At 40.6% G+C, this 7,295-nt stretch carries 3 protein-coding genes; all 3 read left to right on the top strand.

Features of this window, described 5'->3' with window-relative positions:
- Positions 1–2,943: condensation domain-containing protein (locus GJU43_RS22565; RefSeq protein WP_154344161.1), on the top strand; the 2,943-nt coding region annotated here is incomplete at its 5' end.
- Positions 2,944–2,990: 47 nt separating this feature from the next.
- Complete coding sequence (locus GJU43_RS22560) at positions 2,991–3,668, top strand: hypothetical protein (protein ID WP_154344160.1); 678 nt, start codon at positions 2,991–2,993, stop codon at positions 3,666–3,668.
- Positions 3,669–3,705: 37 nt separating this feature from the next.
- On the top strand, positions 3,706–7,295 hold a 3,590-nt coding region (locus tag GJU43_RS22555), incomplete at its 3' end, for a condensation domain-containing protein (RefSeq protein WP_154344159.1).

Raw genomic sequence — 7,295 nt, 5'->3', positions numbered from 1 at the left:
CATGTTTTAGTTTTTAAAGCATCAGGTTCTTCGCTTTTGGGAGACTTAGGACTTGGAAATTTAGATTTGATTTCCCTAGAACAAACCAGTTTAGAAGTATACAAAGCAAGCTCATCAGGAGAATATCTGCTAACGAATTACAATTTAAATAAGTACAGCGAAGAAAATATTGCAGTCGATTATCCTGTTAACAACAGCAGTTATATTTTCTACAGTTCGGGTACAACAGGAAAATCTAAAGCGATTGTCGGGAACCAGGAAAGCATTGCACATTATATCAACTGGCACAAAAACACCTTCGGATTTAACACCCAAAGCCGTGTAAGCCAGATCGCCTCAGTGACTTTTGATGCCAGTCTAAAAGACATCTTAACGAGTCTGATTTCGGGAAGCTGTCTGTGCATTCCGGCTCCGAAAACGCGTGAGAATATGGTCTTGTTAGGCCAATGGCTTTCAGCAGAAAAAATCAACATTTTACAGACCGTTCCTTCTTTATTTAGATTACTGACGAACAGCATAACAGAGCAGAATCTTTCGTTAAAAGACATCAAAGAAGTGGTACTGGCTGGAGAAAAATTATACGGACGTGATGTGGCCTTATGGCGTTCCCTTTCCGGACATACAGCCCGCATGAGCAATTTATACGGACTAACCGAAACTACGGTTCTGAAAAGCTGTTACCACATTCCAAACGAAGATATAGATCCCGGTACCGTTTTACCGGTGGGACAAGCCATTGCCAGCAGTATGATCGCTGTCATCAACGACAGCGGACTAAGCATGTGGGGAGAAATCGGAGAAGTATACATTAAAAGTCCGTACATCAGTAAAGGTTATTTAGATCAGGAACTTACTGCAAAGTTATTGGTACAAAATCCATTGGTTACCGATCGTGAGGATCTGGTTTGCAGAACGGGAGACCTGGGTCGTTATGACAACGATGGAAATTTAGAAATTCTGGGAAGAATTGACGATCAGATCAAACTTCACGGTGTACGTGTAGAACTGGACGGTATTCGCAGCTCGTTGTTAAACTTAGAAGGCGTAGGACAGGTAGAATTAGTATTACACACCGATGCCTCGGCAGATTCTTTATTGTGTTATTACAGCGGAACAGAATACGGTTCGGGAGAATTACGCTTGCTTTTATCAGCACAATTGGACCGCAGCAGTATTCCGGATTACTTTATTTATCTGGAAGAATTTCCGTTGACCTTAAACGGTAAAGTTGACAAGCGTGCCCTGCCAAAACCATCAGAATTATTGCGAGGCAGCAATTACGAAGCACCAGTCGGAACGATTGAAACTTCCCTGAGTACGATCTGGGCCGAATTGCTAAGCATTCCGCAAAGCAGTATCGGAAGAAACGATTCGTTTTTTGATTTAGGAGGTTCTTCCCTAAAAGCCATTCAGCTGATTTCCAGAGTGTATAAAAATCACGAAGTGCAGTTGAGCATTGGGGAAATTTTTAACCATCCCGATTTAAAAAGACAAGCTGCATTAATAACTGCATCAAAAGGAGATGCCGTTTACAGTTCGATTGAAAAGGTGGCAGAGCAGGAGGATTATGCTGTATCCCACGCGCAGCGTCGTACGTGGCTTATCGAACAGCAAATAGAAGGAATTTCACCATTCAACGGTTCTGAGGTATATCGTTTAAAAGGAAATTTAGACCTACAGGCCTTAACCCAGTCCTTTACGGCATTAATTGAACGTCACGAGAGCCTTCGAACGATATTTATCTTAAAAGAAGGCGAACCGCGTCAGAAAATACTAAAAAGCAATGATGTTGTAATAGATATTGAAACCATTGACATCAGTGCAGCTCCGGAACAGAGAAGCTTATTGGTTGAACAATTGAGAAATAAACGTTTTGATCTTAGCCAATGGCCGTTATTCCGAATAAAATTATTCTCTTATAATACAAATGAATACGATTTGGTTTTTGTAGACCATCATATCATTTCAGATGAATGGTCGATGCAGGTCTTAGTGCGTGATTTGGTACGTTTTTATAATGCATTCATACGTGGAGCAGCATTTTCTTTAGAAGCATTGCCTGTCCAATACAAGGATTATGCTGCCTGGCAATCCCGGGACATCGGAAGTGCTGAATTTGAAGCGTCAGGCCACTACTGGAAAACGCATTTACTGGAAGCACCAAGGATAGAACTGGCTTCTGATCATCCGCGTCCGCTTCTAATGAGTCATCAGGGAGCTCAGCATCATTTTTCATTTTCTGCAGCAGCAAGCGCAGGCATAAAAGCAATCTGCCATGAATCGGGATGTACTTTATTTATGGGGCTTACGGCCTTAGTTTATACCTTATTATACCGTTACACCGGGCAGTCGGATATTACTTTGGGAACACCGGTAGCGGGAAGAAATCATGCTGATCTGGAGAATCAGATTGGTTTGTACCTGAATACGCTGGCATTACGGGCAAAATTTAGCGGGGATGATACTTTCACCGAATTATTAGCCCACGTCAAACAAATAAGCCTGGCAGGATTTCATCATCAAAACTATCCATTTGACTTACTGGTAGCAGAATTAGGGGCTGATGCCGCTAAAAACCGTTCCCCATTATTTGACGTCGTAATTATTCTTCAAAACATAGACCTGCAACTGATGGAATCTTTGGAAATGGAAGGTTTGGAAGTAACGGCTGCCAGCGAAGAACTAAAAATCAGTAAAGGGGATTTACGTTTTCAGTTTATCGACCGCGAAGATCATATAGAAGGAAATATCGAATACAATACCGATCTGTACGATGAAGACCGTATTGCCCGTATGGTAACCGATATCAACAATCTGGCCGCCGACATTCTTAAAAAACAGACGGTTAAGATTAGAAAATTAAGCTTCCTGTCGGAACTACAAACAGAAAAAATAGCAGCTAAACGCGCCAGTTTTGCAGATGATTTATTAGAAGACTATTAAAAAAGATAACCAACCACTATTTATAAAACAACCATCACATAGAAGATATGAAAAAAGATAGTATAGAGAAAAGTTACGAAATAGAATGGCCTGGATGGTCATTAGACCACAATAAATTCGGAGAAGACTTTGATGCTGAAGCCAGAATCAGAATGATAGAAACAGGAAGAAAGTTGCTCCCTTATGTACTGGAATATACCACCCATTCCGCAAAACAATATTTAGAAATAGGCCCTTTTTTTACTCCTTTATTGTTTTCTGACGAAGCCATTAATGTGCTGCCAAAAGACAGAAAGGTCTGTTTTTTAGAAAATGACCAGAATGTAATCAGTTGGTTAACAGAGAAATTTGATTGTAATGTTTTGAATCTTGATATTAACGCAACAACGTTTCCCGAGGATTTAAGACAAAACATGATCACGCAGTTTGGGACGTATGAAAACTTTTATGATGTGATTACTATCTCTCAGATTGTCAATTATATCGACTACAAATTATTGCTTCAAATTATGTATTCTGCTTTGAAAACAGGCGGCAATATTTTTATAAACAACGTCATTGATTACGGTATTCCGGTACTGTTTTCAGAAAAAAGACCCAAATCCAATCAGGAAATAATACATACGGCAATCGCTTTAGGATACAGAGTAATACTGCAGGAAGAGCTTTCAAAAACTTTTAATGAAGAACCTCATCAGCGATTAATTCTGATTCTTACCAAATAAAAGAAAACGCTTAAAGTCTACAATAAAAATCAAATCAATGATTAAAAAATATATTCACAAAAGTTTCGAGGATATCGTATCCTCTTATCCGGATCATACGGCATTAGCAGAGTCTAATGGCAGCACGAGTTATATAGTATTAAATTCATTTGCGAACCAGTTAAGCGGTTTGTTACTGGATACAGGTTTGTCCTCTGATGATTCCGTTGGGGTATTGTTGCCATCCGGAAAAGAACTGGTGGGAAGTGTACTCGCCTGTTTTAAAACGGGGATTACCTATGTGCCTTTATCGAATAGTTTCTCGCAGGCACGTCTGCAGCAGGCCGTTTCAGAAACTGCAATGAAAGTTTTAATCACGGATGATTCGTCCTGGTCGTCCTTTCAAAATCAGGAGATTGATCATGAATTTAGCCATGTTTTGGTTTTTAAAGCATCCGGTTCTTCTCTTTTGGGAGACTTAGGACTTGGGAATTCCGATTTGATTGGACTGGATCAGACCAGTTTAGCGGTGTATAAAGCAAGCTCATCAGGAGAATATCTGCTAACGGATTACAATTTAAATAATTACAGTGAAGAAAATAATACCGTGGATTATCCGGTGAACAACAGCAGCTATATTTTCTACAGCTCGGGTACCACCGGAAAATCCAAAGCGATTGTGGGGAACCAGGAGAGTATTGCCCACTATATCAACTGGCATAAAAACACCTTCGCATTTAATACCGAAAGCCGTGTAAGCCAGATTGCTTCAGTCACTTTTGATGCCAGTTTAAAAGACATCTTAACGAGTTTAATTTCAGGAAGCTGTTTGTGCATTCCGCCTGCGAAAACCCGTGAGAATATGGTATTGTTAGGCCAATGGCTTTCAGCAGAAAAAATCACCATTGTACAGACGGTTCCTTCCTTATTTAGATTATTAACGAACAGTCTGGTGGAACAGAATCTTTCGTTAAAAGATATTAAAGAAGTTGTTTTAGCAGGAGAAAAATTATACGGACGTGATGTTGCTTTATGGCGTTCACTTTCGGGACACTCGGCACGTATGAGCAACCTTTACGGACTGACCGAAACGACAGTTCTGAAAAGCTGTTACCACATTCCGGCAGATGACTTAGAAGCTGGTACGGTTTTACCTGTGGGGCAGGCAATTAGTAATACATTAATTGCTGTTATTAACGAAAAAGGAATCTGTAACCGCGGAGAAATCGGCGAAGTGTATATCAAAAGCCCGTATGTAAGTAAAGGCTATTTGAATCAGGAACTTACGGCAGCGTTATTTGTACAGAATCCACTGGTTACCGATCGTGAAGATCTCGTTTGCAGAACGGGCGATTTAGGCCGTTATGATAACGATGGAAATTTAGAGATTCTTGGAAGAATTGACGATCAGATCAAACTGCACGGTGTACGAATAGAACTGGACGGTATTCGCAGTTCCTTGTTAAACTTAGAAGGAGTGGGGCAGGTAGAATTGGTATTACATACGGATCCTGCAGCAGATTCTTTACTGTGTTATTACAGCGGAACGGAATACGGTCCCGGTGAACTGCGCTTGCTTTTATCCGCAACATTAGACCGCAGCAGTATTCCGGATTACTTTATTTATCTGGAAGAATTTCCGTTGACCCTAAACGGCAAAGTAGACAAACGTGCCCTGCCAAAACCTTCAGAATTATTGCGGGGCAGCAATTATGAAGCGCCGAGCGGTGCGATTGAAACTTCTCTAAGCGGAATCTGGGCCGAATTACTAAGTATTCCGCAAAGCAGTATCGGAAGAAACGATTCGTTTTTTGATTTGGGAGGTTCTTCTCTGAAAGCGATTCAGTTGATCTCCCGTGTATATAAGCAACACGAAGTACAGCTAAACATTGGAGAAATTTTCAACCATTCCGCTTTAAAAGCACAGGCATTATTAATATCGGAATCAAAAGGGAATACCTATACTGCTATTGGGAAAGCAGTAGAACAGGAAGATTATGCCCTGTCACATGCCCAGCGTCGTACCTGGCTTATTGAACAGCAGATAGAAGGAGTTTCTCCATTCAACGGTTCAGAGGTATATCGTTTAAAAGGGACTTTGGATGTTAAGGCTTTAACAGCGTCATTTACACAACTACTAGCGCGCCATGAAAGTTTACGAACGATTTTTATTTTAAAAGACGGCGAACCACGTCAAAAAATACTAAACAGCAGCGATGTGGTGGTCAGCATAGAAACCATTGATATTAGTGCAGCTCCGGAACGTAAAGAGGAATTAGTAGAAGAATTACAAAACCAACGTTTTGATCTTAGCAGCTGGCCCTTATTCAGAATAAAATTATTTTCATACGGAAATGACCTTTACGACTTAGTTTTTGTAGACCATCATATTATTTCCGATGAATGGTCGATGCAAATTTTAGTACGCGATTTGGTAACCTATTACAATGGATTGATCAGAAATGAATCCGTTTCATTAGCAGCATTGCCAATTCAGTACAAAGATTATGCTGCGTGGCAGTCTTCATTGGTAAAAAGTGCTGAATTTGAAGCTTCCGGAACGTACTGGAAAAACCATTTAACAGATGCACCAAGAATAGAACTGGCCTCAGATCGCCCGCGTCCGGCAATAATGAGCCATCGTGGCGCACAGCATCATTTTTCATTCTCTCCAGCAGCAAGTGCAGGCTTAAAATCCTTGTGTTCTGAAGCAGGATGTACCCTTTTTATGGGGGTGAGTTCACTGGTATATGCCTTATTATACCGTTACACCGGACAATCTAACATTACTTTGGGAACTCCCGTAGCCGGAAGAGATCATGCTGATTTAGAAAATCAAATAGGATTATATCTAAATACCCTGGCCTTACGCGCAGAATTTAGCGGAGACGATAATTTCAGAGCATTATTAGCCCATGTTAAACAAATAAGTGTAGCAGGGTTCAATTACCAAAGCTATCCATTTGATTTATTAGTAGAACAATTAGACAGTAATGTGGCTAAAAACCGTTCTCCACTATTCGATGTTGTAGTCATTCTTCAAAATGTTGACCTGCAACTGATGGAATCTTTAGCCATGGAAGGCCTGGAAGTAGTATCGGCTAACGAAGAATTAAAAATCAGTAAAGGCGATTTGCGTTTTCAGTTTATCGATCGCGACGATCATTTAGAAGGAAGCATCGAATACAGTACCGACTTGTACGATAGCGATCGTATCACCCGTATGGTGAATCACCTGGATAAACTGCTTCAGGAAGTGGTAGCAGCACCGGAATCATCAATGAAGAATTTAACCTATTTAGGTCAGGACGAGTTATCATCAGCGGATTGGTTTGAACAAAACATCGAAAAAACAGCTCCATCATACCTTCACAAAAGTTTCGAGGAGATTGTAACTATTTATCCGGAGCATACAGCAATACAAGAGGCTAATGCCAATACGACTTACGCCTCGTTAAATTCATTTGCGAACCAGTTAAGCGGTTTGTTACTGGCTACAGGCCTGTCTTCTGATGATTCCGTTGGAGTATTATTACAAAGCGGAAAAGAACTTATTGGAAGTTTACTGTCTTGTCTGAAGACCGGAATTACCTATGTGCCTTTATCAAATAGTTTTTCGCAGGCCAGAATGCAGCAGGCGGTTTCAGA

Origin of the sequence: Flavobacterium sp. LC2016-23, assembly GCF_009674775.1 — a bacterium.
Taxonomy (GTDB): domain Bacteria; phylum Bacteroidota; class Bacteroidia; order Flavobacteriales; family Flavobacteriaceae; genus Flavobacterium.
The sequence above is the reverse complement of the archived record's forward strand: the minus strand, read 5'-3'. Positions and strand labels throughout refer to the sequence as shown.

What these genes read in the sequence shown, in the direction of transcription:
- GJU43_RS22560 (WP_154344160.1), top strand. Translation starts at nt 2,991, where the DNA reads ATGAAAAAAGATAGTATAGAGAAAAGTTACGAAATAGAATGGCCTGGA.